Annotated in this window: 20 protein-coding genes; 10 read left to right on the top strand and 10 right to left on the bottom strand. The window is 42.6% G+C overall.

The window, feature by feature from the left end:
- The first annotated feature begins 2 nt into the window (after nt 1-2).
- The 3 genes from BacF7301_RS11150 to BacF7301_RS11160 are packed head-to-tail and all read left to right on the top strand — an operon-like array spanning nt 3 to nt 4,516.
- Nucleotides 3-1,898, top strand: coding sequence for a RagB/SusD family nutrient uptake outer membrane protein (locus tag BacF7301_RS11150; protein ID WP_167962787.1), 1,896 nt, complete (start codon nt 3-5; stop codon nt 1,896-1,898).
- Between the two features lie 25 nt (nt 1,899-1,923).
- Complete coding sequence (locus BacF7301_RS11155; RefSeq protein ID WP_167962789.1) at nt 1,924-3,099, top strand: DUF5126 domain-containing protein; 1,176 nt, start codon at nt 1,924-1,926, stop codon at nt 3,097-3,099.
- A 16-nt stretch (nt 3,100-3,115) separates the two neighbouring features.
- Nucleotides 3,116-4,516 carry a DUF4998 domain-containing protein gene (locus BacF7301_RS11160; protein WP_167962791.1) on the top strand — a complete coding sequence of 467 codons (1,401 nt, stop codon included), beginning with the start codon at nt 3,116-3,118 and terminating at the stop codon, nt 4,514-4,516.
- Between the two features lie 123 nt (nt 4,517-4,639).
- On the opposite strand, the gene BacF7301_RS11165 is transcribed toward BacF7301_RS11160, so the two are convergent.
- Both BacF7301_RS11165 and BacF7301_RS11170 read right to left on the bottom strand, forming a co-directional pair.
- Nucleotides 4,640-6,391 carry an SGNH/GDSL hydrolase family protein gene (locus tag BacF7301_RS11165; protein WP_167962793.1) on the bottom strand — a complete coding sequence of 584 codons (1,752 nt, stop codon included), beginning with the start codon at nt 6,389-6,391 and terminating at the stop codon, nt 4,640-4,642.
- A 25-nt stretch (nt 6,392-6,416) separates the two neighbouring features.
- Nucleotides 6,417-7,082 (bottom strand): Crp/Fnr family transcriptional regulator, encoded by a 666-nt coding sequence (locus BacF7301_RS11170; protein WP_167962795.1) that lies wholly within the window; start codon nt 7,080-7,082, stop codon nt 6,417-6,419.
- Between the two features lie 138 nt (nt 7,083-7,220).
- On the opposite strand from BacF7301_RS11170, the gene BacF7301_RS11175 reads away from it, so the two are divergent.
- On the top strand, nt 7,221-7,820 hold the full coding sequence (locus BacF7301_RS11175; protein ID WP_167962797.1) for a MarC family protein: 600 nt from the start codon (nt 7,221-7,223) through the stop codon (nt 7,818-7,820).
- Nucleotides 7,821-7,850: 30 nt separating this feature from the next.
- On the opposite strand, the gene BacF7301_RS11180 is transcribed toward BacF7301_RS11175, so the two are convergent.
- Nucleotides 7,851-8,510 carry a rhomboid family intramembrane serine protease gene (locus BacF7301_RS11180; protein ID WP_167962799.1) on the bottom strand — a complete coding sequence of 220 codons (660 nt, stop codon included), beginning with the start codon at nt 8,508-8,510 and terminating at the stop codon, nt 7,851-7,853.
- A 214-nt stretch (nt 8,511-8,724) separates the two neighbouring features.
- Between BacF7301_RS11180 and BacF7301_RS11185 the strand changes: the two genes are divergently transcribed.
- From BacF7301_RS11185 to BacF7301_RS11195, 3 genes are read left to right on the top strand one after another with little or no spacing between them, the layout of a single operon-like run.
- Complete coding sequence (locus BacF7301_RS11185; RefSeq protein ID WP_167962801.1) at nt 8,725-10,662, top strand: glycogen debranching enzyme N-terminal domain-containing protein; 1,938 nt, start codon at nt 8,725-8,727, stop codon at nt 10,660-10,662.
- A gap of 18 nt (nt 10,663-10,680) precedes the next feature.
- Complete coding sequence (locus tag BacF7301_RS11190) at nt 10,681-11,949, top strand: glycosyltransferase family 4 protein (protein ID WP_167962803.1); 1,269 nt, start codon at nt 10,681-10,683, stop codon at nt 11,947-11,949.
- Between the two features lie 17 nt (nt 11,950-11,966).
- Complete coding sequence (locus BacF7301_RS11195; RefSeq protein ID WP_167962805.1) at nt 11,967-13,436, top strand: glycoside hydrolase family 57 protein; 1,470 nt, start codon at nt 11,967-11,969, stop codon at nt 13,434-13,436.
- Nucleotides 13,437-13,596: 160 nt separating this feature from the next.
- Here BacF7301_RS11195 and bamH read toward each other — a convergent pair whose 3' ends face one another.
- Both bamH and BacF7301_RS11205 read right to left on the bottom strand, forming a co-directional pair.
- Nucleotides 13,597-15,303 (bottom strand): BamH family beta-barrel-assembly machinery protein, encoded by a 1,707-nt coding sequence (bamH, locus tag BacF7301_RS11200; RefSeq protein ID WP_167962807.1) that lies wholly within the window; start codon nt 15,301-15,303, stop codon nt 13,597-13,599.
- A 22-nt stretch (nt 15,304-15,325) separates the two neighbouring features.
- Complete coding sequence (locus tag BacF7301_RS11205; protein ID WP_167962809.1) at nt 15,326-16,168, bottom strand: glycogen/starch synthase; 843 nt, start codon at nt 16,166-16,168, stop codon at nt 15,326-15,328.
- Between the two features lie 142 nt (nt 16,169-16,310).
- Here BacF7301_RS11205 and panC point away from each other — a divergent pair, with 142 nt between their 5' ends.
- Nucleotides 16,311-17,156, top strand: coding sequence for a pantoate--beta-alanine ligase (gene panC, locus BacF7301_RS11210; protein WP_167962811.1), 846 nt, complete (start codon nt 16,311-16,313; stop codon nt 17,154-17,156).
- A gap of 18 nt (nt 17,157-17,174) precedes the next feature.
- On the top strand, nt 17,175-17,528 hold the full coding sequence (panD, locus tag BacF7301_RS11215; protein ID WP_004301789.1) for an aspartate 1-decarboxylase: 354 nt from the start codon (nt 17,175-17,177) through the stop codon (nt 17,526-17,528).
- A 107-nt stretch (nt 17,529-17,635) separates the two neighbouring features.
- On the opposite strand, the gene BacF7301_RS11220 is transcribed toward panD, so the two are convergent.
- The 5 genes from BacF7301_RS11220 to rplU all read right to left on the bottom strand — a co-directional run bounded on the left by BacF7301_RS11220 (nt 17,636) and on the right by rplU (nt 23,391).
- Nucleotides 17,636-19,924 carry a bifunctional dihydroorotate dehydrogenase B NAD binding subunit/NADPH-dependent glutamate synthase gene (locus BacF7301_RS11220; protein ID WP_167962813.1) on the bottom strand — a complete coding sequence of 763 codons (2,289 nt, stop codon included), beginning with the start codon at nt 19,922-19,924 and terminating at the stop codon, nt 17,636-17,638.
- 144 nt (nt 19,925-20,068) lie between these two features.
- Complete coding sequence (gene gluP, locus BacF7301_RS11225; protein WP_167962814.1) at nt 20,069-21,280, bottom strand: glucose/galactose MFS transporter; 1,212 nt, start codon at nt 21,278-21,280, stop codon at nt 20,069-20,071.
- An 85-nt stretch (nt 21,281-21,365) separates the two neighbouring features.
- Nucleotides 21,366-22,640: a serine--tRNA ligase gene (gene serS, locus BacF7301_RS11230; protein WP_167962816.1), complete on the bottom strand. Its 1,275-nt coding sequence runs from the start codon at nt 22,638-22,640 to the stop codon at nt 21,366-21,368.
- 147 nt (nt 22,641-22,787) lie between these two features.
- Nucleotides 22,788-23,051, bottom strand: a complete 264-nt coding sequence (gene rpmA, locus BacF7301_RS11235; RefSeq protein ID WP_167962818.1) for a 50S ribosomal protein L27 — start codon at nt 23,049-23,051, stop codon at nt 22,788-22,790.
- 22 nt (nt 23,052-23,073) lie between these two features.
- Nucleotides 23,074-23,391, bottom strand: a complete 318-nt coding sequence (gene rplU, locus BacF7301_RS11240; RefSeq protein WP_151209221.1) for a 50S ribosomal protein L21 — start codon at nt 23,389-23,391, stop codon at nt 23,074-23,076.
- Nucleotides 23,392-24,300: 909 nt separating this feature from the next.
- On the opposite strand from rplU, the gene BacF7301_RS11245 reads away from it, so the two are divergent.
- Nucleotides 24,301-24,771, top strand: coding sequence for a hypothetical protein (locus tag BacF7301_RS11245; protein ID WP_167962820.1), 471 nt, complete (start codon nt 24,301-24,303; stop codon nt 24,769-24,771).
- The last annotated feature ends 345 nt before the right edge of the window (nt 24,772-25,116 follow it).

The following is a 25,116-nucleotide window of genomic DNA, read 5'->3' on the forward strand; positions in this document are numbered from 1 at the left end:
GTATGAAGAAAATATATTTTACAATAATACTAATCGGGGCACTGCTCCAGGGGTGTAATTATCTGGACATTATACCTGATGATACACCGACACTCGACCATTCTTTTGCAAACGCACTTACTACCGAGCATTATCTGTTTACTTGTTATGCAGGTCTGCCGAAAGAATCGGATGTCACATATAACCCGGCGTTTCTTGCCGGAGACGAGTTCTGGTCATGGGAGAATCTTATTAAATTTGCAGAATATCCCGATATTTATCTGTCATGGATGATTGCTCGCGGAGAACAGAACACGAACTCTCCCTATCAGAATAAATATGAAAGCGGAGGGCTGTGGAATACAATTCGCAAATGCAATACTTTTATTGAACGTGTAGACGAAGTAAAAGGGCTCAAAGAACTGGACGCCCGTCAATGGAAAGCGGAAGCAAAAGTAATCAAGGCTTACTGTCATTTCTACCTGATGAGAATGTACGGACCTATCCCGTTGGTCAAGGAAAACCTTCCGATTGATGCAAGTCCCGAAGCAGTGCGTCTTAAAAGGAATACGTGGGACGAATGTGTCGATTATGTCGTCCAATTATTGGATGAGGCTGCGCCGGATCTTCCAATTGCTATTTATTCACGTATTGACAATCTGGGGCGTATAACCCGGACGATAGCCCTGTCCCTGAAAGCAAAGGTACTGCTTACTTCTGCTTCACCGCAATTTAACGGGAACTCCTATTACGATGAGTTCAAGAATAAGGACGGAGAGCATTTGTTTGGAGAAAAGGATGACAATAAGTGGGCGATAGCCGCGCAAGCTTGTGAAGAAGCGATTGCGCTTTGCGAAGGTCCCGAAGCGAATATGCGACTTTATCAATATACGAGTTTGCAGGATATTCCTGATGAGTTGTTAAAATCGGAATACACCATTCGTGGAAGTGTGACCGATAAGGAATGGAATAGTGAATTAATCTGGGGATCGGTCATTTCTCCGGGAGCTATTCAGAAAGAAGTCCAGGCTTATTTGGATCCGGATAAATTACAGATAGGCAGTCATATACATCTTTCATTAAATGTCAATAAGAAAATAGCAGACCAATATTATACTTCACATGGAATACCTATTGAGGAAGACAAAGACTGGACGGGAATAGATAAGGAGGCTTTAAGGACGGCAACGGCAGAAGAGGAGGTCGTGATTCGCGGTACCACTGCACAGGTTAATTTCAACCGTGAACCCAGATTTTACGCTTCTCTCGGTTTTAACTGCGGAGTTTGGTATGGCTCAGGGAAAAAAGATGACGCCCCATTCGTTTTACAAGGATTATATGGACAAACCTCGAACTCGACACAGGGAGAACGTTGTTGTGTCACCGGATACTGGGGCAAGAAATTGGTGAACATGGCGTCTGTGCAAACTCAAAAAACGGTTTACTCAGCCCAAGCATATCCGTGGCCTATTATTCGTCTGGCGGATCTTTACCTGATGTATGCCGAAGCGTTAAACGAGTCGGGAGGTGAAACTCCACGGCAGGAGGTTTATGATTATGTAGATAAGGTAAGAACCCGTGCCGGACTGGAAGGCGTAAAAAACAGTTGGACAAAATATTCGATAAACCCGAACAAGCCAAATTCGAAAGACGGTATGCGTGAAATTATCCAACGGGAACGCTTAATTGAATTATCGTTGGAGGGGCACCGCTTTTGGGATTTGCGGCGTTGGTTGAAAACTGCTGAGTATATGGCGAAACCTGTAACAGGCTGGGATTGTACTCAAAGAACAACGGAAAATTATTATAAGGAGAGAGTGCTCTTTTTGCAGTCATTTACAGCTCGTGATTATCTGTGGCCTTTGTCTATCTCATTGTTAAATAAGAACACAAATTTAGTCCAAACGATTGGATGGTAAGTATAACTCTTAAAAGAAATATAAAATGAAATATAGTTACTTTTTATTCGCTTTATTCTTCTTCCTGGCTTGTGAAGATGTGGAAAGAAAACCTATCGACCAAGATAGTGTTGCTCCTCAACAAGTGACGGATGTGGTAATATCTCCGATTCCGGGCGGAGCGAAAATCTCCTACCGGCTGCCACCGGATCCGGACCTTCTCTATATAGAGGCTGCCTATACATTGCCTAATGGAGATAATTTGCATGTTAACTCCTCTTACAACGGGCGTTCTATTCTGGTAGAAGGGTTTGCTGAGGTGAAAGAGTACCAGGTTGCTTTGACGAGTGTAGATCGTGCCGGTAACCGTTCCGAACCATATATTGTAAATTTCACTCCGGATACTCCGCCGGTCGTCGCAGTCTTTAACTCCATAGAAATGCAGGCTGATTTTGGCGGGGTTAACTTGCGATGGATCAATCCCACAGGAGCCGAACTGGCCATCATTACTTTTAAAAAAGATCAATTCGGGGATAATGTTAATATCGATACCTATTATACATCATCCAAAGAGGGTAATTATACGGTCAGAGGACAGGCGATTGAAGAGACGGATTTCTCCGTACAAGTACGTGATAAGTGGAATAACTTGTCAGCGCTCAAGCAGCAATCACTGTTGCCTATTTACGAAGAAAAGCTGAACCGCAACAACTTTAAATCTTTGGGAGCGGACTATTTCAACCAGGTGCAAGATTATGGCAATGTTGTAAAATTCTGGGATGGTAACTTTGAGTTTAACGCATTTGGCCAAAGTAATATTCCCTGGTATGCTTCTTTCTCTTTAGGCGACAAACCGATACGCTTGAGCCGTATTGTTATCTGGCAATATGCATGGGCGGCTACCGGCAACTATGGGCACTATTACTATGGTGGAAACGGAAAGTTATATAAAGTTTACGGAAGTAATAATCCCACAACGGATATGGAAGGGTGGACGCTACTTCAAACCTGCCCGATTGTAAAGCCGTCCGGACTGCCAATAGGCTTTGGGCGTGAATATATGTCTGATGAAGACTTTGACCTGGCCCACAACAAGGGACATGAATTTTTGATTCCATTGGATGCTCCACCTGTACGATACATCCGTATAGAGAGCCTTGAGGGTTTTGAATCAAATCTAGGCGTATGCTCGGAACTGGAATTCTATGGTGACCCAAGATAACTAAAATTTATTGAATATGAAAACATTGAAATATATAACAATCGTACTAAGCGCTGCAAGCCTGCTTGCTTCTTGTGATTCTATGGAAGACTCCTATAAAGACTATTTGGAAGGAGGTGAAATTGTATACCGGGCAAAAGCCAAGGAGGTCGTTGCATATTCTGGATACAACCGCGCCAAACTGGCTTGGACACTAGAATATCCTACCCAGGTGGTCAAATGTCAAATCCGTGAAGGAGAAAAAATACTGGCCGAAATTCCTGTGGAATACCAGGACAGGCTGGAATTTGAATATGTTCTTGAAAATTTGCCGGAAAAGACATACACATTCTCCATATACTCCATGGATAAAGAAGGTAACAGCTCGATAAAAAGCGATGTCATAGTGGATGTGTACGGAGAGCGATATATGAATACTTTGCGTACCGGTCGTTTTGTTCAAGCGGTACTCAGGCAACCGGACAATGCCAATACGGCATTGGTCATATTATCAACCAGCATTTCATCAAAAGTTGTGGCTACTGAAGTGTATTACAAGTCCATATCGGGAGAAGAAAAGCATGAACGTATAGATGCAAGCGTGGACAAGCTTCTCTTGGATGACGTGGCGGAGGATTCATATTTTAACCTGAGAGATGTTTGGAAACCGTCTGATACCGCTATTGATGACTTTGCGGCACCTGTAAAAGAATGCGGCGCTTCGGATATTCCCACTGGGTTGTCACGGTCTTTTACATATATATATAAGACAGATCCCGCAACGGTGGTAGCTACCTTGTCTGCTGCACGTACGGACGCGGGCGTGGTACGTTCGGTTATCCATTATGACGACGAGGATATTACGGTGGATCCGGCTACCTTGGAAGTAATCCTGACCAATGTTTCTGATAATGCGGTGATTTCTATCGAAACGTTCATTGAGGATGACGAAAAAGAATACGTAGCTCCTACTCTCAAGGTGGATGCGAATGCACTGGTAACTAAAATAGCAATGGATAATTGGGCGGTAATCGGTTATTCTTCCCAGCAGGAAACCGGTGAAAGTGGTGGCGGTCATGCCGAGCATGCAATTGACGGTGATATAAATACATATTGGCATACCCAGTATAATCCGACAAAACCTGATTATCCTCATTATCTGACTATTGACTTACAAATAACTGCCACTATCCGTGCGATTGCCGTGGCACGCCGGAATGGTAATAACAATTTTGCTGCGAAAATGCGCTTGGAAGTCAGCCCGGATAATGAAAATTGGGAAAGTGCTGGAGAATTTACCCCTAACGGTACTATTAATGGCCTGCAAATGTACACACTGGAGAAATCGTTAAGCGGACGGTATGTAAAACTGACAGCATTAAAAGGAGTATCTGCGAATCCTTATTTTTGTATGAGTGAGATGAACCTGTATGAGTGAGATAAATCCGTAAATAAGGATAGTTCCCCCTTTTAATACTATCCTGTTTCAAAGAGGGTGTGGCAAATTGAAAAATGTCACACCCTCTTATGAAGAAAAAGGACTTGCAGCTTTACGGAACTTCTAAATATGTTTTTTTAAAGTCTCAGCTATTTTTTCGTATCCTTCAGCGTTCGGATGCAGTCCGTCGATGAATAAGGCGGAGTTGATGATACCACCTTTGCTGGTGAGCAAGGAAGTAAGATCAATATACGTACAATTCTTTTCTAATTTCTTACGAAGCCCTTTGTTGATTTGCAAGATGCGCTTTTCCATGTTTTTTCTCGGCAAGATTCCCATTACGCATAGTTTAGCTTGTGGCTGGCGTGTTTTTACGGCTTCGGTGACCCCGAGGATACCTTGTATTATTTCTTCGTCAGTGTTAAATTGAAGATTATTGGTTCCTATCAGCAGAAAAATCGTATTAGCTTTGAAACCGTCCAGTTCACCGTGGTAGATACGCCATAGTACGTTTTCTGTTTTATCCCAGCCGAAGCCTAGATTGTGTACTGATTTGTTTTCGAATAGTTTTTCCCAGGCTTCCTTACCACGCTGTGTCCGTGCAGCCGGTTCGCCAGCCCAGAAGTGTGTGATGGAATTGCCTATCATGACAATTTCCGGGGCGTTCTGCCGGTTTAGTTTCAAGACTTCTTCGTGTCGTTCATACCAGTCGTAGGAGTCTCTTTGTTGTTTGCATGGGATGCATGAAGTAGGGCCTTCACTCTTTTCATGCAGAATCTCCCGTATTTTTTTCAGGTAACTATCCGCATATTGCTGCATGCCCAAGTCTGTTGCGTGAACTCCGTCTACCATACCGTCTGCCGGAATGTCTATTTCTTCTTTTGTCAAATAGTAAATATCCGCAATTTGTTCCTGTTGCAAGGCATCGTATGCTTTGCGTAGTTCGGTATTAGCCATGCGGTATGATTTTTCCGCTTCTTCGGAACTGGCATCGTTGGCGTATCCGTCGTGTTCTACCAGCAAAATGGGAGCTTTGCTGACATTACGCAGCTTTTTTACTCCTGCTAAAGTGCGGTCATATACAACCTTTGCTTTTTCTCCCGGCAGGTTGGGCATGCAGTCGATAATAAACAGTTTGGCGTCGATTTCTGATAATAAGTCGAATAATTCGCTTTCTAGTCTGCCGTTACCGGAAAAACCTAAATTAATGACAGGGTGTCCCGACTTTCTATTTAGTATGTTGCCCCACGCCATTCCCGGGCGTGAAGCACAAGCTCCCTGCGCTATGGAGGTTCCGTAAATCACCAGGGGCTTCTCCTGTGAGACGGGAAGGAAGCGGAAAGAAGCACTTTCGGGTACGCCTATCTCCAGCCATGACACATTATTATAGAGAGGTAGAAATAACTGATACTCGAAGCCGTCTCTAGCTTTGGAGGCATACGAAAGTTCGCTGAAATCGTATGTGATTGTATCTCGCATGGCATACCGTCCGGCGCACCAGCGTTCTTGGCCGTTGTTGTCTGTAGCGTATAAGTCAATACCTGATACGCCTGTTGCCGGCATATGCGGCATAGAAAGGGAACCTTTTACAACATAGCGTACCTTTATTTCCGGTGAATTAGAGCGGAAAGCGATGGATAATCCTGCACTTTGGAGTGATAAGTTCCATACGTCTCTTCTCACTTTTTCTCTGGCTCGTTGCGGAAGGCGTGTATAAGCTGTTGATGGTTCTTCCTGCTGTCCTTGCCATGCTTGTCCGCGTACGACCGGAAATTTTTCTTTTTGTGGATTGAACCACTTGTATTGTGCTTTTAGTGTTAAACTGCATCCGAAAAGAAGGATGAGGGAAAAAGTGTATAAATGTGTTGTTTTCATGAAGGTATTGGATTTATATTGGCGATTAAATAATCAGCTTCTGCGCATCCGGAATAAGAATTTCCTTTCTTCGTAGTTCAAGCAAGCCGCTATCTTGCAATTCATTAAGCGCTTTGGAAGTATTCAACCGGGTGTCGTCCAAATAGCGGGCGAGGTCGTCCATCTTTACTTTAAATATCTTTTCTCCCTGTGTCTTTTCGCAATGTAGCAGGACAAAACGGATGATTTTGCTTTTTAAATCCTGTGTGGGTTCTTCCCATAAGCGTGAATAAAGATTTTGTGCCCGGTTACTGACAATATTCATGTAGTTGAGCCGGAAAATCTCGTATTTAAACAGGTCGCTGAGTACAAACACTTTATTGATACTTACCGTATGTGCTTCCGTGTGCGCTATATAAGAAGAATTATAATTGGTATTCATTCCAAATAACGACTGCGGCTCTATCAGATAGGGCGCTTCCATTTGCTCAATGACAGTGTAAATGTTTTCTTTAGAATTGGTGACGATTGAGACTTCGCCTTTTAGCAGAAAACGGAGCTGGGTACAAGGACTACCACTTTCAATGATAGTTTCTCCCGCTTTATGCTTGATAAAGTGTAGCTTTACCTTATCCAGTATACTGGTGAAATCTTCATGACAAAGACCTTGGAATAAAGGCAATTGGAGCAAAGTGTCGAACATTGTTTCCATACGTCGTAATCTCTTGTTAATCGTACAAATTTACTCATAATGCGACACTACTGTCAACATATACCCCTTCTTTTTGTTTTTTTTATTGTTTGAATGCATAAAAATAGAGTATATTTGCAGAAAAAAAAGGAGGGAATTATGTTTGCAGGTTTTGATTGGCAGCAGATGGTCAGTGCATTTATCGTACTTTTTGCGGTAATAGATATTATTGGTTCCATACCTATTATAATAAACCTAAAGGAAAAAGGGAAGGATGTGAATGCAACGAAAGCTACTGTCATCTCTTTTGCCCTCTTGATAGGATTTTTCTATGCGGGAGATATGATGTTGAAACTCTTCCACGTAGATATTGAATCTTTTGCCGTTGCCGGTGCATTTGTTATTTTCCTCATGTCTTTGGAAATGATTCTGGACGTTGAAATTTTCAAGAATCAGGGACCTATCAAAGAAGCCACTCTGGTACCGCTTGTCTTTCCTTTGCTGGCAGGTGCCGGAGCTTTCACCACATTGCTTTCACTTCGGGCGGAATATGCCAGTGTTAATATCATCATAGCCTTGGTTTTGAATATGATTTGGGTTTACTTCGTGGTAAGTATGACCGGGCGTGTGGAACGTTTTCTCGGAAAAGGCGGTATCTATCTTATCCGTAAATTCTTCGGTATTATCCTGCTTGCTATTTCAGTGAGGCTGTTTACGGCGAATATTACGTTGTTGATTGAGGCATTGCATAAGTCCTGACAGGACAGGAAAACTGACGCAAGCCTGTTCTTATATATTTTCTTCTTCTTCCGGTGCCGTTTCTTCGTTGGCTTCTTTGTCGTCCTCTTCGTCCTCTTCCTCATCTGCAAAAGGTTCCGGTCGCTGAGGTCCGTGACTTACAAAAGCAAATGCGCAGAGCACTCCCATGATTCCACCGCTGAGATGCCCTTCCCATGACATATTGGCGGGAGAGAAATAGGGAAACATATGCCAGATAATCCCCCCATATAAAAAGGTGACAAGTAGGGAAATGGCAATAAGCGGGACATACTTACGGAGAATGCCACTGAAAAAGAGAAAGAAAGCAAGTCCGTAGATAAGTCCGCTGGCGCCGATGTGCCATCCCGGTTTTCCGATAAGGAAAGTAAGCAGGCCGCCGCCAAGCCAGATGAGAATAAAAATCTTACCGGCTATTCCCCGGTAAAAGTAAAAAAGACACCAGGAAAGAAAGAATAAAGGGAGTGTATTTGCAAGTAAATGGCTGAACCCGCTGTGTATCAGCGGATGAGTCAGAATACCAATTAAACCTCGCTTCTCCATAGGGTATACCCCCGCGTGAGAGAAGTCCCAGTCCATCCCGACTTCCAGGAACTTGAGTATATATAAGATAAAAATTAGGAACAAAGGCTTTGCTGCAGCCACCATGATACGCTGAATATCTTGCTTCATGACATTCTTTTCTTTAGATATTTTACGCAATACTACGAATATTTGCACAAAAACTGAAAATAAAAAGCCTTTTTATTTTTGTTTTTATCTATAATTTGTACATTTGGGCGTTATACCTGTTATGTATGGAGCTACAGCCATTTAGTATATAATGTGGCGATAAATGCAGGTGCGATATAATAGCCAATAATTAACCTTTAAATAATGCACAACTATGAGTTATTTACGATTTGACAAGACCCTCATGACGAATCTGGAAGAATCTCTTCAGAGAGAAATACTCCGGACGAACAAGGCAGGAGCTTATCATTGTACAACGATTGTTGATTGTAACACACGCAAATATCACGGCTTATTGGTAATTCCGGTTCCCAATATCGACGATGAAAATCATGTGCTGCTATCTTCTCTTGATGAAACGGTAATTCAACACGGTGCAGAGTTTAACTTGGGATTGCATAAATATCAAGGAAACAACTTTAGTCCCAACGGGCACAAGTATATCCGCGAGTTTGACTGCGAACATATCCCGGCGACAACTTACCGTGTTGGAGGTGTGATTCTCCGCAAAGAAAAAATCTTTGTACATCATGAAAACAGAATCCTGATTCGTTATACTTTACTTGATGCGCACTCGGCGACGACTCTGCGCTTCCGCCCGTTCCTTGCTTTCAGGAGTGTACGCGAGTACACACACGAAAACGCACAGGCAAGCCGCGAGTATCAACTCGTGGAAAATGGTATCAAGACTTGTATGTATCCCGGTTACCCGGAACTTTACATGCAGTTGAACAAAAAATGTGAGTTCCACTTCCAGCCCGACTGGTATCGTGGCATTGAGTATCCGAAAGAACAAGAGCGTGGGTATGACTTTAACGAAGACCTATATGTTCCCGGCTATTTCGAGGTGGATATAAAGAAAGGAGAGAGTATCGTATTCTCTGCCGGAACTTCGGAAATCACTCCCCGCAGACTGAAACAGACTTTTGAAGCGGAAGTGGCCGACCGTACGCCGCGTGATAGCTTCTACCACTGTCTGAAAAACTCTGCTCACCAATTCCATAACCAACAGGAAGACGAACATTATATTCTTGCCGGTTATCCGTGGTTTAAGTGCCGCGCCCGTGATATGTTCATTGCCCTGCCGGGACTGACACTCTCTATCGATGAAGTCGACCAGTTTGAAGATGTGATGAAAACGGCGGAAAAGGCGATTCGTAACTTCATTAATGAAGAGCCTGTCGGATACAAGATTTATGAAATGGAGCATCCTGATGTATTGCTTTGGGCTGTCTGGGCTTTGCAACAATATACAAAGGAGACTTCCCGCGAACAATGCCGTCAGAAATATGGAGAACTTCTGAAAGATATCATGGAATTTATCCGTCAGCGGAAACATGATAACCTTTTCCTGCATGAAAACGGACTGCTTTATGCGAATGGTACGGAAAAAGCGATTACATGGATGAATTCTACAGTGAATGGACATCCGGTGATTCCGCGTACAGGATATATTGTTGAATTTAATGCTTTGTGGTATAATGCACTGCGTTTTGTGGCCGATTTGGTGCGCGAAGGCGGCGATGTATATCTGGCAGATGAACTCGACGCACAGGCAGAAGTGACAGGTAAGTCATTTGTTGATGTATTCCGTAATGAATACGGATATCTGCTTGATTATGTGGATGGCAATATGATGGATTGGAGTGTACGTCCTAACATGATATTCACTGTGGCATTTGATTATTCTCCATTGGATCGGGCGCAGAAGAAACAAGTGCTTGATATCGTGACCAAAGAGTTGCTGACTCCTAAGGGAATCCGTTCGTTGAGTCCGAAGAGTGGGGGATACAACCCGAATTATGTAGGCCCGCAGGTACAACGTGACTATGCATATCATCAGGGAACGGCCTGGCCTTGGCTGATGGGATTCTATTTGGAAGCTTATCTTCGGATTTATAAAATGAGTGGGCTGTCATTTGTTGAACGCCAATTGATTAGCTATGATGATGAAATGACAAGCCATTGCGTTGGTTCGCTTGCTGAACTGTTTGACGGAAATCCGCCTTTCAGAGGACGTGGCGCGGTGTCATTTGCAATGAATACGGCAGAAATCTTGCGTGTTTTGAAGCTGCTGTCTAAGTATTATTAAAAAAAAGGAGGAACGAAGATGAAAGTTTTAATGTTTGGATGGGAATTCCCCCCAAAAATATATGGTGGTCTTGCAGTTGCTTCTTATGGAATAACTAAGGGATTGAGTTTGCAGGGTGATGTCGAGACAATCTTTTGTATGCCTAAGCCCAGCGGTGAAGAAGAGAAGTTCCTGAAAATAGTCGGTATGAATCAAGTACCTGTCGTATGGCGTGATATTAATTATGACTATCTGAAGTCTCGCTTACAGGCAAATACATCACCGGAAGAATATTATTCTTTCCGTGATCATATCTATGCCGATTTCTCTTATATGCATGTCAATGATTTGGGATGTATGGATTTTGCCGGTGGTTATCCCGGAAACTTACACGAAGAAATCAATAACTTCTCTATTATCGCCGGTGTAGTAGCCCGTGCGCAAGAGTTTGACATTATTCATGCACACGACTGGCTGACTTATCCTGCCGGTGTGCACGCCAAGATGGTAAGCGGTAAACCGCTGTGTATCCATGTGCATGCTACGGATTTCGACCGTTCTCGTGGAAAAGTCAATCCTACTGTTTATTCGATAGAGAAGAATGGTATGGATCATGCCGATTGTATTATGTGTGTGTCCGAATTGACTCGCCGTACTGTTATTAACGAGTATCATCAGGATCCGAGAAAGGTATTTGCCATGCACAATGCCGTTTATCCATTGTCACAGGAACTTTTGGATATTCCGCGTCCCGATCATTCTAAAGAGAAAGTGGTTACTTTCCTCGGACGTATTACCATGCAGAAGGGGCCGGAGTACTTTGTGGAAGCTGCTGCGCTTGTGTTGCAACGCACCCGTAACATCCGTTTTGTGATGGCAGGTTCGGGCGATATGTTGAATGCCATGATTAATCTGGTGGCAGAGCGGGGTATTGCCGATCGTTTCCACTTCCCGGGCTTTATGAAAGGTAAGCAAGTATATGAGGTTTATAAGAATAGTGATGTGTTTGTCATGCCTTCTGTCTCCGAGCCTTTCGGTATCGCTCCGCTGGAAGCTATGCAATGTGGAACGCCTTCCATCATTTCAAAGCAATCGGGTTGTGGTGAAATCCTCAATGAGGTGATTAAGACCGATTACTGGGATATTCATGCGATGGCCGACGCTATCTATTCCCTTTGTACCAATCCATCTCTTTTCCAATATCTTCAGGAAGAAGGAAAGAAGGAGGTTGACGGAATTACTTGGGAAAAAGTCGGTTTGAGAATTCGTGCTCTCTACGAGGATGTGTTAAGAAACTATGGTAAATAACGAAACAATATACAAAAATGAGAACTATCTGTCTTTATTTTGAAATACATCAAATTATCCATTTGAAACGCTATCGTTTCTTCGATATTGGTAATGATCATTATTATTATGATGATTATGCAAACGAAATGAGTATGAATGAAGTTGCCGAGCGTTCATATATACCTGCCCTTAGTACACTGATTGAAATGGTGAAGAACTCGGGCGGTGCTTTCAAAGTTGCGCTTTCTATTTCAGGCGTGGCGTTGGAGCAACTGGAAATTCATGCTCCGGCAGTGATTGACTTATTGCATCAACTGAATGATACCGGCTGTTGTGAATTCCTTTGCGAGCCTTATTCGCATGGTCTGTCTTCGCTTGCTAATGAGGATTGCTTCCGTGAAGAAGTGATTCGTCAGCGTGATAAGATGAAGCAGATGTTTGGCAAGGAACCGAAAGTGTTCCGCAACTCCAGTTTGATTTATTCAGATGAAATCGGCGGTTTGGTAGCTTCTTTGGGCTTCAAGGGAATGTTGACGGAAGGTGCTAAACATGTATTGGGTTGGAAGAGCTCGCACTATGTATATCATTGCAATCAGGCTCCGAGCCTTAAACTTTTGTTGAGAGACTTCAAGTTATCGGATGATATAGGTTTGCGTTTCTCTAACTCGGATTGGGCGGAATATCCTTTGTTTGCTGATAAATATATCAGTTGGATTGATGCATTTCCACAGGAAGAACAGGTTATCAATATCTTTATGGAATTGAGTGCGCTTGGTATGGCTCAACCTTTGTCTTCCAATATTCTCGAATTCCTGAAAGCTCTGCCGGAATGTGCGAAAGTGAAAGGTATTACTTTCTCTACGCCGACCGAAATCGTGACGAAGTTGAAATCTGTTTCTCAGCTTGATGTTCCTTATCCGATGTCATGGGTAGATGAAGAAAGAGATACAAGTAGTTGGCTGGGTAATGTTATGCAGCGTGAAGCTTTCAATAAGTTGTATAGTGTAGCAGAACGTGTTCACTTGAGTGACGACCGTCGTATCAAGCAGGACTGGGATTATTTGCAGGCTAGCAACAACTTCCGTTTCATGACTACGAAGAATACCGGTATTTGGCTGAACCGTGGTATTTATGATTCTCCTTATGATGCTTTCACTAACTATATGAATATTCTTGCTGACTTCATCAAACGGGTGGATTCATTATATCCTTCGGATGTGGATAGCGAAGAACTCAATTCTTTGTTGACTACGATTAAGAATCAGGGTGATGAAATAACCGGATTACAGAAAGAAGTTGAGAAATTGCAAGCAAAGGTTGCGAAGGAAGCTGCTGCGAAAAAGAGTACAGCAAAGAAGGCAACTGCGGTTGCTGCTAAAGAACCTGCTGCAAAAACCGCTGCAGCTAAACCTGCTGCCAAGAAAGCTGCTGCTAAAAAGGCTACTGCTGAACCAAAGAAGTCGGCTGCAAAAGCTAAGAAAGCTACAGCAGAGAAAGAAGGATAATACAAATCGCTCTTAATATAAAAAGCCGTGAGTTTGATGAAAATCAAGTTCACGGCTTTTTCGTTGTATTGTCGTCTTTCAAGTATTTCTATAAAATAATAGCGCGAATTACAATCAAGTAATCCGCGCTGATATTTTATAGATGTGTCTCTAATGTTTCTTATTTCGATTTTGTTCCAAAGTTTGTGGAAACAACCTCAAGTTTTAATACATTATTTGGATCTGGCTTACCATCAGAACCTTTTTTAGTACCTCCTTTTAAGCGTACAAAACCTGGTTTTAAGTCATGTTGTATACTTATTATATTCGCAGAAGTTCCATAATAACTATTGCTTGATGAAGCATCTTTGGTAACAAGTACCGGGATAAGTACGAACTTATTCCACTCACTATATTCTTCCCATTCTTCGATAGTTGTTGCTGTTTTGTTTTTTTCAACATTAGTTACCGGATCAGTAACTTTAAATGTCATTGGTAATAAATTCTTCGCAGCTTCCCTATCTGCCAAACAATTATTTATCATTTGAGTGATATTGTTGAATGTATACTGAGTAAAGCTAAGTGTATTATTTGAATAGTCAAATAACGATGAAATTGTACCATCACTAAGTTGATTCTTTTCAAAGAAAGTGTCTTTATACTTTTTACGTATCAATAAAACACTTCTCGGTTTGGTCATTCCAAACTTCTTCTCATTCGTTTCGTTATAAATAGGAATTCCCAGTTTTACAGCATTCAACGTATCTCCTTGTAGCTTTTCTGCTATTTCACTAACAGGAATAGTTACTTGAGTGAAAATACCTGCAGGGCTTTTTATATAAGTCAAATCGGGGTCTTTAATGCGTTCCTCAATAACATCCGGGTCATTATCCAAACTGTTTGCTTGAATAACTTCACGGGTAGAATTGAAAAAGCGATATCCATAATATGTGGAGTCTTTACTTTCTCCTGCTTCTACCGCTGCCTGTTTAGGTAATATTTTGCCACTAATAGAGTCTATAGCATAGCACTTATATACTACGTTCATTTGGACCTGATCTATATAGAGTATTGTACCGTCACCATAGTCACTTTTTACGTAGATTCCTTCAAAAGCCTCTTTAAACGCTTTTCTATCGAAGTTGGCTCCTGACTCATAGGCTTTTTTTATTATTTTTGCACCTATTTCTTTTGCAACATCATCTTTGAAAGATACATGTACGCTAGGAACATACGAGCTAAGATTGCGGATAGAATCTTTTACAGATAGGTCAACCGCTGTATAGGCTTTAGTTCCTAATAGGTTTTTGGGATTGTAAAATTCTTCAGGATTAATATTAGTATAATAAGCATTACCCTCATTTAACTCTTTTGCTGCATCACCTAATTTATAAACACTTAAACGGGAAGCAGTCAATGAATCTCCGAAATAACTGTCGTACCATAAATAGAGTTCAATGGTATGGATATTACCTATGATATTTCCATAGCCATCCTTTACAAACTCTATATCCTTTTTGTCCGCCTCATTTCCGCCTGGCCCTACCATCGTTAGGGTAGGTTTGTTATTTTTATCGAAAGATGTATTCTTTTCATAATTATATGCTCCGGGAAATGTCGTTCCTTCCACACAATTCAACTCAGCTAAAAAACCAGCTTCATAAGTACCGAATATATCATCCGTAAACTTTCCTACATAGCCGATGTTACTCATCGCATAAATTTTACCTGCAGAGACGGATTCCGTTGTAACATCATATGTCGTCAGTTGTCCATTAATATTCTGGTCGCTTCCCGGAAACATTCCCAGTCCCAATCCTGCTGTGTTATCATCACAACCGAAAAAAGTGATTGCCAGTAAAGCGATTAAGGCGTATTTTGCTTTCATGATCGTCGTATCTTGATTTTTTTTATTCTTCTTCTTCGTTGTTGTTGGAAGTGGCATCCCATACCTGGTCGTAGAACTCGTTGCAAGTGTCTGCATAGTTTTCCGGGTCCTGGTAATCAAGTACCAATTTGCCTGATTGACGGGCGTATTCGATGATAGACTCATCTACCTTTTCGCTATTCTGTATTACTCCGTCGGAATAGTCAACAGCTAGTTTGCAAAGAGCAGCGTAGTCCATCGGTTCATTCAAATCGCCTAAGTCTTTCTTTGAAATGCCTTTCAGCATCAGCTTTGCGGCAAAGTCGTCGCTAAGCGTATTCTTGAAGTCGTCTTCATAAACAGAGAAAACTACCTTGGCATCGCGGAAAGAAGGTTCATCCTTGTAGGCCTTCTTAATATAAAGAGGAGCCAAAGCCGTCATCCAACCATGACAATGGATAACATCCGGACACCAGCGAAGCTTCTTCACTGTTTCCAGTACGCCACGTGCATAGAAGATAGCGCGGCTGTCGTTATCGTCGTATTCCACGCCATTTTCGTCCGCTGTCTGCATACGGTTTTGGAAATAGTCATCGTTGTCGATGAAATATACCTGCATGCGTGCGGATTGGATGGAAGCGACTTTTATAATCAGCGGGTGGTCAGTATCGTCGATAATCAGGTTCATACCGGAGAGACGAATCACTTCGTGCAGCTGGTTTCTGCGCTCGTTGATATTTCCCCATTTGGGCATAAATGTTCTGATTTCACGGCCTTTTTCTTGTATCGCCTGTGGAAGGTTTCTACCTATATTGGCCATTTCGGATTCTGAAACGTAAGGTGTAATCTCTTGAGTAATAAATAAAACTTTATTCGCCTTTGTCATAATAACGATAGTTCACTATAATATTCTGCAAAGATACGAAAAAAAAGGCACATTAAATAAGATATTCTTTCTTTATGTGGCAAATATTAGTTTATTTTGCAGAGTTTTTGCAAACGAGTAAAACATAAACCAATTGACGAAAATGAAAATAGTGCACACTATCAAGGACTTACAGGCGGAATTGACTGCCCTGAGAGCCCAAGGTAAAACGGTGGGACTGGTTCCTACAATGGGTGCTTTGCATACGGGACATGCATCTCTGGTAAAGCGCAGCGTAAGTGAGAATGGTGTAACTGTAGTGAGTGTTTTTGTAAATCCCACACAGTTTAACGATAAGAACGACTTAGAGAAATATCCGCGTACGTTGGATGCTGATTGCGGCTTATTGGAAGAATGTGGGGCTGCATTTGTATTTGCTCCTTCCGTAAGTGAAATGTATCCCGAACCGGATACCCGCCAATTCAGCTATGCTCCATTGGATACGGTGATGGAAGGTGCGTTTCGTCCGGGACATTTCAACGGTGTTTGCCAGATTGTCAGCAAGTTGTTTGATGCTGTGCAGCCGGACAAGGCATATTTCGGTGAGAAGGATTTCCAGCAACTGGCAATTATTCGTGAGATGGTGCGCCAACTGGGATATAAGTTGGAAATCGTAGGCTGTCCGATTGTACGCGAAGAGGACGGACTGGCATTGAGTAGCCGGAATAAGCGTTTATCTGCACAAGAACGTGAAAATGCTTTAAATATTTCACGGACATTATTTAAAAGTCGTAACTTTGCAGCCACTCACACAGTGAGCGAAACGCAGAAGATGGTGGAAGATGCGATTGAAGCCGCTCCGGGCTTGCGTTTGGAGTATTTTGAAATCGTAGACGGAAATACATTGCAGAAAATAGATAGCTGGGAAGATACTTCTTATGTCGTAGGATGCATCACGGTATTCTGCGGAGAAGTCCGGCTGATTGATAATATTAAATATAAAGAATAACTAAAAAGACGAAACCTTATGATGATTGAAGTGTTGAAGTCGAAAATTCATTGCGCACGCGTCACGGAAGCGAATCTGAACTACATGGGTAGCATCACGATTGATGAAGACCTGCTGGATGCTGCGAACATGATTCCGGGAGAAAAAGTGTATATCGCTGATAATAATAATGGCGAACGCTTTGAAACCTACATTATCAAAGGTGAACGCGGTTCGGGCAAGATTTGCCTGAATGGTGCTGCTGCCCGCAAGGTGCAACCGGATGATATTGTCATTATCATGTCCTACGCATTGATGGATTTTGAAGAAGCCAAGTCGTTTAAACCGGCTGTTATTTTTCCGGATCCCGCGACGAACAAAGTAGTAAAGTAAGAAAGTATCTCTGATATTTTAATAATAAGAAAATCCCCGTTTACTCGATGTAGACGGGGATTTTCTTATCTGTCTTCGGGCTGAATTTCAGCCCGTGTATTGCTTTACTACGCTTGTAATTGCTCATTCATGGCAGCAGCAGCCTTGCGGCCGTCTCCCATAGCGAGAATGACAGTAGCTCCACCGCGAACGATGTCGCCACCTGCATAAATCATAGGAATGGAAGACTCCATGTTGTCATCGACAGTAATCGTTCCTCTGCGTCCCAATTCCAGTCCTTTGATGGAGCTTGGAACAATCGGGTTAGGAGATACTCCGACGCTTACGATAGCCAAATCAATATCAATCGTTTCCGTCGCGCCCGGAATAGCTACAGGGCTACGGCGTCCGGAAGCATCCGGTTCGCCTAATTCCATCTTTTGCAGGACGACCTGTTTAACGCAACCTTGCTCGTCGGCGATATATTCGATAGGATTATGCAATGTCAGGAATTCTATTCCCTCTTCCTTGGCATGTTTTACTTCTTCGATACGTGCGGGCATTTCTTCTTCCGAACGGCGATAAATAATCATGGCACGTTCAGCTCCCAGGCGTTTAGCCGTACGGACAGAGTCCATAGCAGTGTTACCACCGCCAATCACAGCTACGTTCTTGCCGAAAGCTACCGGAGTATCAGAGTCTTCGCTGGCAGCATCCATCAGATTGACACGGGTCAGATATTCATTGGAAGACATGATATTGATAGAGTTTTCACCGGGGATATTCATAAAGTTGGGCAGGCCGGCGCCGGAAGCCACGAATATACCTTTGAAACCTTCTTCTTTCAGGTCTTCTACACTGATAGTCTTTCCTACGATGCAGTCTTTGATAAAGTTGACCCCCATCTTGGCGAGGTTGTCAATCTCCACATCTACAATCTTGTTGGGCAAACGGAATTCAGGAATACCATATTTCAATACACCGCCAATTTCGTGCAGTGCTTCGAATACAGTTACATCATATCCAAACTTAGCCATATCACCGGCAAATGCCAATCCGGCAGGTCCCGAACCGATAACAGCTATTTTGATGCCATTCTTATCCGCGATAACAGGAACGGAAATCTGTCCGCTTTCGCGTTCGTAATCGGCTGCGAAGCGTTCGAGATAACCGATAGCTACCGGTTGCTCTTTCATCTTCAGATGGATACATTTGGATTCACACTGTTTTTCCTGCGGACAAACACGACCGCAAACAGCCGGGAGCGCACTTGTCTCTTTCAGTGTCTTGGCGGCTTCGAGGAATTCTCCACGTTCAATGTTCTTGATGAAACGGGGGATGTCTATACCTACCGGACAGCCTTCCATGCATCCCGGATTGGCACAGTCAAGGCAGCGTTTGGCTTCTGTAACCGCCTGCTCTGCTGTCAAGCCCTGGTTTACTTCCTCTTTGCGGCTATGTGAACGGTATTCCGCGTCAAGTTCGTTCATCTCGACACGGGGAATAGCCGTACGTTCCTTCGCTTTCATTGATTTACGCAATTCCTGTCTCCAGGCAGCGTTACGGCTTTTTTCGTCGATTTCTTTGGTGGCTTCACATTCGGGCTGTAACTTGTTCATTTCTTCGCGCTCGATTTTCTTGAACGCACCCATGCGTTTCAGCATTTCGTCGAAATCCACCTGGTGGCCGTCAAATTCAGGGCCGTCTACACAAACGAATCTAGTCTTTCCGCCTACGGTGATTCGGCAGGCACCGCACATACCCGTTCCGTCTACCATGATGGTATTTAACGAAACGTCAGTCGGAATCTCATATTTTTTAGTCAGCAAACAAACGAATTTCATCATAATGGCGGGACCGATGGCGAAGCATTTATCAACCTTCTCACGTTTGATAACTTCTTCCACGCCTTCCGTCACCAAGCCTTTGCGACCGTATGACCCGTCGTCTGTCATAATGATAACTTCGTCAGAGCTTTCGCGCATTTCTTTCTCCAGGATGATAAGGTCTTTGTTGCGTCCTGCCAGTACGGTAATCACACGGTTGCCGGCAGCCTTCAAAGCCTGTACGATAGGGAGCATCGGAGCTACACCTACACCACCACCGGCGCAGATTACTGTTCCGAATTTCTCAATGTGTGTAGCTTGTCCGAGCGGACCTACTACGTCGGTAATATAGTCACCCTCATTCAGTTCACAAAGACGGGTAGAAGAAAGCCCGACTTCCTGTATAACCAAAGTAATAGTACCTTTCTTTACATCGGAACCAGCGATAGTCAAAGGCATACGTTCTCCCTTTTCGCCTACACGTACGATGACGAAGTGTCCGGCCTTACGAGATTTAGCAATTAGAGGAGCTTCAATTTCAAATTTGAATACTTTCTCAGAAAAGCGTTCTTTGCTAATGATTTTGTTCATTATCTAATTAATTTGTTGGTTTTATTACGTAACTGCTAGCAGAATGTTATAAATTTCGGCAAAGATACGGCTTATTTACGAAAAACAAAAAGAAAAGCCACTCTTTTGATGAGTGGCTCCCTATATATGAGTGAATATCTCTGCTTATTTCGTTCTGATCTTGTATCCGGCTACTCCGTAATATAGGATAAACAGGAAGCAGGGGAGACACAGCCAGTAAGCCTGTTGCGGAGTGGCTATGTCTTTCAGCCAACCGTAAAGGGTAGGGACAACAGCGCCACCGAACATGGCCATAATAAGCAGCGATGAACCTGCTTTGGTGAATTTGCCAAGGTCTGCCATGGCTAGCGGCCACAAAGCCGGCCACATCAATGAGCATCCCAAAGCCATAAACGAAATGAAATAGATAGAAATATGGCTCGGAGTGAGTACTACCAGCAGTGAACCGATAATAGCCAGAATGGAGCAAATCTTCAAGGCTGTTGCCTGGCTAAGATATTTCGGGATAAAGATAATACCGCAGATGTAACCGATAACAATACCGATAGGAGCAATCCAGGCATAATTGGCGGCACCTTCGAGACCGAGTTCTTTAGCGTAATCGACCAATGTTCCTAATGAAACCGTTTCAACACCTACATAAAGGAACAAAGCCAGACAGCCTAACAGCAAATGCGGGAACTGGAATACGGATGTTTTTCTGGAAGCATAGAAGCTGGCGTCAGTCTTTTCGTCACTTTCATCTTCTCCTGCAGCCTTCACTTCGGGTAGCGGCGCGAAGAAAGCCATGATGCCCAGAGCGACAAAAGCGCAAATGATGATAATAAACGGCTTGTTCAAATCTTCGATACCAATCAGGCTGACATCTTTGCCTAATAGCCATACGATGAAGATGGCAGGAATAGGCCACGCCAGTTTGTTGCAGATACCCATGATACTGATACGTTTTGCGGCACTGTCCAATGGCCCTAAGATGGTGATATAAGGATTGACCGCTGCTTGCAGATACGCATTGGCGGCTCCACTAATGAAAGATGCCAACAGGAATAATGGGAAACTCTCCTGAGATGCCGACAGGATGAACAGGTAAAATGCCACGGCGAAAATAAAGAAAGACAGTGACATGGTGCGTTTGTAGCCAATCGCCTTGATAGTAAGTCCGGCAGGATAGCCGAATACCAAAAATGGGATAAAGGTTGCGGCAATAATAAGATAGGAAGCGGTATTCGAGATTCCCAGTGATTTTTGTAATACGGGAACTAACAGCGAATTAATACCTAATGCGAAACCAATCGCGAAGAACATAATGCCGATGAATGTCAAAGGCAGCACGAAACTCTTTGTGTTTTTTGTCATGGGGGTAAATGTGTTAAAAGGTTATATAAAAAACTCCTGTAAGAAGAGGGACTTCCTTATTCTTACAAGAGTGAAAATTTCTTTTTTAGTCTATGATGTCGAAACCGCAGTATGGAACCAATGCCTTTGGAATTCTGATGCCTTCCGGAGTTTGGTTGTTTTCAAGTAAAGCGGCAACGATACGCGGCAATGCCAATGCCGAACCGTTCAATGTGTGGCAGAGTTCGGTTTTCTTGTCTGCGTTGCGATAACGGCATTTCAGACGATTCGCCTGATAAGTATCGAAATTAGATACGGAACTTACTTCCAGCCAACGTTTCTGTGCTTCGGAATATACTTCGAAGTCAAAGCAGAGCGCAGCGGTAAAACTCATATCACCACCACAAAGGCGAAGGATACGATACGGAAGTTCCAGTTTCTGCAACAGGCCTTCTACGTGATTCAGCATTTCCTGGTGAGATTGCTTGGAATGTTCCGGTTTGTCAATACGGACTAATTCTACTTTAGAAAATTCGTGCAGACGGTTCAGTCCACGTACATCCTTACCATAAGAACCGGCTTCGCGACGGAAACATTGCGTATATGCACAGTTCATAATCGGCAATTGTTTTTCTTCCAGGATTACATCACGATAGATGTTGGTAACAGGAACTTCTGCTGTCGGAATCAGATATAAGTCATCTACTTCGCAATGGTACATCTGTCCTTCCTTGTCGGGAAGCTGTCCTGTGCCATAACCGGAAGCGGCGTTGACTACTGTCGGCGGCATGATTTCAGTATATCCTGATTTGCGTGCTTCGTCCAGGAAGAAATTGATAAGTGCACGTTGAAGTTGTGCGCCTTTACCTTTATATACGGGGAAACCTGCACCTGTGATTTTAACTCCCAGGTCAAAGTCGATTAAGTCATATTTCTTAGTCAGTTCCCAATGGGGAAGTGCGTCTTTTGGAAGTTCTGTTTCCATACCCCCCATTTTTTCTACGACGTTGTCTTCGGCGCCTACACCTTCGGGCACTTCGTCATAAGGAACATTAGGGATGGTATAGAGTATATTCTGCATATCAGTTGCAGCCTGTGTCATGACGGCATCCAGTTCCTTGTTGCCTTCTTTCAGTTCGGCAACACGTGCGCGTGCAGATTCAGCTTCTTCTTTCTTGCCTTCTTTCATTAGTTGTCCGATAGTGCGCGAAAGCGAGTTAACCTCTGCCAGGTTTTTATCTAATAGGTTTTGTGTGCTACGTCTCTTGTCGTTTAGAGCGATCACCTGATCGATTGTCTCTTTTGCATTTTTGAAATGCTTCTTTTCCAGTCCGCGGAGTACCGCCTCTGTGTTTTCTGTAATTTGTTTAATGGTAAGCATATCTATACTTTTTATGTACTTTCGTTTAATGGATGCAAAGATAAAGAAAAAACGAACAACCAAGCAATGAAAACGGACATAAAAAAGAAAGGAGATGCAATCCTTTCAGATTACATCTCCTTCTCTTAAATATTTTCAGTTGTGCAATTATGCTTCAGTTGCAGGAATGATAGAAACAGATCTTTTGTCTGCTTTGCCTACTTTGAAACTAACTGTACCATCTACTAAAGCGAAAAGAGTGTGGTCTTTGCCCATTCCCATGTTTTCACCCGGGTGGAATTCAGTACCTCTTTGACGAACGATGATGTTGCCTGCTTTGCAAGTTTCGCCACCAAATATCTTAACGCCTAATCTCTTACTTTGTGATTCGCGGCCGTTCTTAGAACTACCGACACCTTTTTTATGTGCCATTTCTTCTTACTTTTTAAAATGATTAAGCTACTACTTCTGTGATTGTTAATTCAGTAAACTGTTGACGGTGACCGTTCAGTTTTCTGTGACCTTTTCTTCTTTTCTTGTGGAAAACAAGAACTTTGTCGCCTTTAACCAAGTTTGATACAACCTGGCAAACAACTTTCGCGCCTTCTACAGTAGGAACACCTACAGTTACGTTTCCGTCTTTGTCTACCAAAAGAACTTTTTCAAATTCTACTGTTGAACCGTTTTCTGCACCTTCAATGTGGTGAACGAACAATTTCTGACCAGCTTCTGCTTTAAACTGCTGACCGTTAATTTCTACAATTGCGTACATCTTATATATAATGTATAAGTTAGCTCCGGCGGGTGGTCTTTAATCACTTAAAGAACTCTTTATCGAACCCGTTGCGGAATAATCGGGCACAAAAGTACTATTTTTATTCAATTCAAACAAATGTTTCTGCTCTTTTTTTGTTGTTTTGGAATACTTCTCTCTCTCTCCAGAGTTTAAAAACGCATTTTCTCTTTCAACCTATCACCTGATGTTTCAAACCATTCATTTATAATACTTTGCCTGGTGATAGGTTGGGTTTGTAACCTATCACCGCATCTATCACCTATCACCGTCCTCCAAAAACAAAACCGGCATACAAACAGAAGCCCACGTGCAAACGGAAGTATTAATAGGGGATACATTCCGTTTCCTGCCATGAAACCATTATTTCCCCGGCAGGAAACTTTAGTTTCTAGCGCTTGGCACTTTAGTTTCCATCCCTTGAAACTAAGTGTTTCTAAGGCTTGAAACTAAGTGTTTCATTACTTGAAACTAAGTGTTTCTCACCGTGAAACAAAGTGTTTCAAGCCTAGAAACAAAGTGTTTCAAGCCTTGAACCTGGACTTTCAGCGTAGGAAACTATAACTCAAGTGTAGTCTTACGACTTTTCCCAATACATGGGGCATTGATAGCCCTATAATTAAGTCAAGAAAAATGCGATGTTTTATTTTTATACAATGTGATTGTTTTAAAAAAAGATAGTATATTTGCAATACCTAACATTCTATCTCGTAAGCGGTGAATCTGCTTCAGATTCGGTAGCAGGCATTTTTATGTCTGCTGCTGTTTGGTGATATGCGGTTTCGTACCCCCGTGGGGAGCATTAATGTGCCCCCAGCTTGCGAGAGTGTTAGGTAACGGGTCAGGCGGAACCGCTCTTTTTTTCTGCCTATTTAATACCTTATTATTATGGATACAGAACACACAATGTGTCCCGAAGTTAATCCGACAGATGTTGTCGTAGACCAATCTGCAGAATCTATTTTGGTGGACTCTATTTCAGCAGAAGAAATGACCGCTCTAAAGGCTTATTTTGAACGTTTTGCTCAAGAAATGCTTTCCTCTTCCCGATGTAAACTTAACTCGGGCGATGATTTACCCCACTATCTTTTTCGTAAACTAGAAAAATCAAAAGCATTATTTTCCAGTTTGGAGCTTCCGTGGGAACGTTATATTCCGATACTTTATCAGGCTTTTTCGCTCTATTTCATTCATATGAACGAACCGAATACCCGCCTGAAAGCACTGAAACTTACTTCAGAACTGATGTCCGCCGTGGTTCTTCTATCACAATCCGGTCGGTTGATAAGTCAATTAACTACTTTTTGCCATGAAGAGTCCGGAATGTTGAAGAAGTGGATGGATGAAAATAAAAAGTAAACCATCTAATCCACTTTTTGGGTATTGCTATATCATTTATTGGATGTAAACAGGTCATTTATCAGCTATTACTACTTGACTTCTCAGCTATTAATAGTTGGAATGTCAACTGTTAATAGCTGAGGTGATAACTGTTAATGCCCTGTAAATCAAATATTAATGCTCTGAATTTGTGTCAAGGTGTTCTTGGGGACGGTATGAGGGTAAAAGTTACTCTCATACTGCCCTCATAGTTACTCTCATAGCTGAAACATTGATGAATAAAGGGATTCAAGCGAATTATGAGGGTATGAGGGTAAAATCGCTATTAAACTTTTTTTCGTTCAGAATTATACTGAGGACTCA

It is taken from the genome of Bacteroides faecium (genome assembly GCF_012113595.1).
Classification (GTDB): Bacteria; Bacteroidota; Bacteroidia; order Bacteroidales; family Bacteroidaceae; genus Bacteroides; species Bacteroides faecium.